The organism is Nocardia sp. NPDC060255 (assembly GCF_042727395.1).
Taxonomy (GTDB): Bacteria; Actinomycetota; Actinomycetes; order Mycobacteriales; family Mycobacteriaceae; genus Nocardia.
In genome coordinates this window covers 1-3,548 of sequence record NZ_JBHXAU010000058.1, presented here as the reverse complement: position 1 = coordinate 3,548, position 3,548 = coordinate 1, and the positions used below count along the sequence as shown (strand labels likewise).

At 64.6% G+C, this 3,548-nt stretch carries 1 protein-coding gene; it reads left to right on the top strand.

Translation table 11 applies throughout. The annotated features are described in order from the left end of the window. Window positions 1-3,468, top strand: a 3,468-nt coding sequence (locus ACFWF1_RS43985) for an amino acid adenylation domain-containing protein (protein ID WP_379322289.1), incomplete at its 5' end; no start/stop codon positions are given. Between the last annotated feature and the right edge of the window lie 80 nt (window positions 3,469-3,548).

Here is a 3,548-nt window from a genome sequence, read left to right as displayed (position 1 = left end):
CCGTTGTTGCGGCTTGCGTTGGTGCGGTTGGCCGATAATCGGTCCGAGTTGGTGCTGACCGCGCATCACGTCCTGTTCGACGGCTGGTCGATACCACTACTGATGCAAGAGCTTTTGCTGATCGCAGGCGAGGACGAGGCCGCAGTGTCGCCGAAGCTCCCTGGCTATCGTGACTACCTGGTGTGGCTGGCGGACCAGGATCGGGAGTCGGCCAGGCAGGCATGGGCGAACGAACTGGCCGGGGTGGACGAGCCCACCCTGCTCGCCCCGGCTGCGACACTCGCCACCGGACGAGACGAGATCGAGATCGCGCACGTTGCTGTGGCGCTCGGGGTCGACGAGACCCGTGAACTGGTGCGGCGGGCCAGCGAGCTCGGCGTCACGGTCAACACCCTGGTACAGGGTGCCTGGGGGATTCTGCTCGGTGCGCTGACCGGTCGCGAGGATGTGGTGTTCGGGGCGACCGTGTCCGGACGTCCCGCCGAAGTGCCCGGTATCGACTCCATGATCGGGATGTTCGTCAACACCGTGCCGATCCGGATCCGGATCCGGCCCGCAGACACTTTCGGCGAACTGCTCAGGGAACTGCAACAGCACCAGGCGGTGTTGCTGGATCACCATCACTACGGGTTGGCCGACATCCAGCAGGCCGCTGGCCTACGGACCTTGTTCGACACCCTGGTGGTCTTCGAGTCCTATCCGATCGACACCAGCGCGATCGGCGCTGCGAGCGCCGCTGCAGGAATCGCCTGCACCGGGCTGCGGCCCTTCTCAGGCACGCATTACCCGCTGACAGTGATGGTGGTCGCCGAATCGGAATTGCACTTGTCCCTGGACTACCGCGCGGATCTATTTGCCTGCGACACGGTCGAACGGCTGGCCGGCCGGTTGATGCGTATCGTTCGGCAGCTGATCGAGAACCCGGATATTCCGGTTGCGGCGGCCGATGCCTTGACGCCCGGCGAACATGCCTGGCTGCTCGGGACGTTGAACGATACCGCCGTCCTTGAACAGGGCACCACCGTTCTCGCAATGTTCCAGCGCCAGGTTGCCCTGACACCGACCGCCGTCGCGGTTGAATCCGGTGACATGTGCTGGACCTATCGGGAACTCGCGGCGCGGGCGGCTCGAGTGGCACAGGATCTCATCCGGCGCGGCGCCGGGCCCGAGACCGTGATCGGTCTCGCGATGCCACGATCAGCCGACCTGCTGGTCGGGCTGCTCGGAATCCTCGAGTCGGGGGCGGCGTATGTGCCGATGGACCCCACATACCCGGGGCAGCGTCTCGAATCTGTACTGGCAGAGGCGAACCCGCTGCTGGTGCTTACCGATACCGCGACCGCCGATGGTTTGCCCGTGGCCGATCATCGGTTGCTACTCCTGGATGGCCTCGACTTCGCTGCCGTGCCCGCAACCGCGGTTCCCGGCCCGCGCTGCTCACCGCATGCCGAGCAGTTGGCGTATGTCATGTACACGTCCGGCTCGTCCGGGACACCGAAGGGTGTCGCCATCACCCATCGCGGGGTCGCCAACGGCATCCGGAGACTGATTGCCGAGCTGGACCTGCCGCCCGGTGCACGGACGCTCGCCGGGACGTCGATCAACTTCGATGTGTCGGTGTTCGAGTTCTTCACGACGCTGTGCACCGGTGGCACCGTCGAAATCGTTCGTGATGTGCTTGCACTGGGTGAGCGGGAAGCTTGGGCAGGTGGCCTGATCAGCTCTGTACCCTCGGCCCTCGCCGAACTCGTCGACCGTATCGCTGGCAGAATCGACGCGCACACCATCGTGTTCGCAGGCGAGGCGTTGCCTGTCGGCCTCGTGCGGAGAGTCCGCGATGCGGTCCCGGGTGTTCGAGTACTCAACGCCTACGGGCAAAGCGAAAGCTTCTACGCCACAACATTTTCGGTACCGGATATCAGCGACGACGAGCTTACCGGCAGCGTGCCGATCGGAAGACCGCTGGGAAACATGAGAGTTTACGTTCTCGGCCCCGGGCTGGCCCCGGTCCCGCCCGGTGTAGTCGGTGAACTGTATGTTGCGGGGGCCGTCGGCCGTGGTTACCACGGGCGGGCCGGGCTGACTGCCGCTAATTTCGTGGCCGATCCATTCGGGCCGCCCGGCGAACGCATGTACCGTTCCGGCGATCTTGCCCGGTGGAACTCCGATGGTGTCCTGGAGTATGCAGGTCGTGGGGACTCCCAGGTGAAGGTGCGTGGCTTCCGCGTCGAGCCCGGGGAAGTCGAGGCGGCACTGGTCGCGCACCCGGAGGTCGGCCGGGCCGTGGTGATCGCGAGCGGCCGGGGCGCCGGCCGCCGTCTCATCGGCTATGTAGTGCCCGTTATGGAGGGCGCAACCCTGAAGCCTGCGTTGCTGCGTGGCTTCGTTGCCGCGCGGTTACCGGAGTACATGGTGCCCGCCGTTGTCGTCGAGATCGACCGGCTCCCGCTGCTGCCGAACGGGAAGCTGGATCGTGCCGCACTACCGGAACCCGAGTTCATCGGTGTCGAGTACCGGGCACCACGTACGACGCACGAAAAGCGACTTACCGCACTCTTCACCCAGGTGCTCGAGCTGGAACGAGTCGGAATCGATGACAGTTTCTTCGATCTGGGTGGACATTCCCTGCTGGTGACCCGATTGATCGGGCTGATCGGCGAGGCCTTCGAGATCGACTGCCCGATGCGGCTGGTGTTCGAGTTCCCGACAGTCGCGGAGTTGGCTGCGCGGCTGGCCGGTGGGGCAGCACCGCAATTGGAAGATCCGTACGCAGCCCTGCTGCGTATCCGGACCGAGGGATCCGGGACGCCACTGTGGTTCGTTCAGCCCGGGACCGGGCTCAGCTGGGCGTACCTGAACTTCGCTGCACACCTGCGTGACAGACCGGTGTATGCCTTCCAGGCGCCGGTCTTCAGCGGCATGCCCGTGCCAGAAACACTCGATGAGCTGGTGGACGACTACCTACGCCAGATCTTGGAGATACAACCCGAGGGGCCGTATCACCTGTTCGGCTGGTCGTTCGGTGGTACCGCCGCGCACGCGATGGCCGCGGAACTGCAGCGTCGAGGCCTGGAGGTGGGGCTGTTGGGGCTGCTCGATTGTGCACCGGGCAGCCACTTCGCCCAGGTGGAGACCCTCGAGCAGGCGGAAGTCGAACATATACTCGAGGACTACATCGGTCACCTGGCCGGTTCCGATGCGTATCAAGGGGTACTGGAGTTATCGGCTTCGGCGTTGATCAGCCATGTGCGGATGGTGAAGGGGTTCACTTCTCCGGTGTTCTCCGGCGCTGCGCTGTTCTTCAACGCCGCGCTGAACCCGGACGACTCCTACGCGAGCCATTGGAAGCCATACGTCACGGGCGCCATCGTCGAGTACGACATCGAGACCGCTCATCCACAGATGTGTGACCCCAAGCCTGCCGCGGTGATCAGCGAAATCGTGAATCGCGAACTCGGAAGACGCTGAGGCCACAGGAGAAGCCCCACACGCCAGCCACCAAATCGGGAGAAGGTGGCTGGCGATAGGGGCTTAGGCAATTTACGACC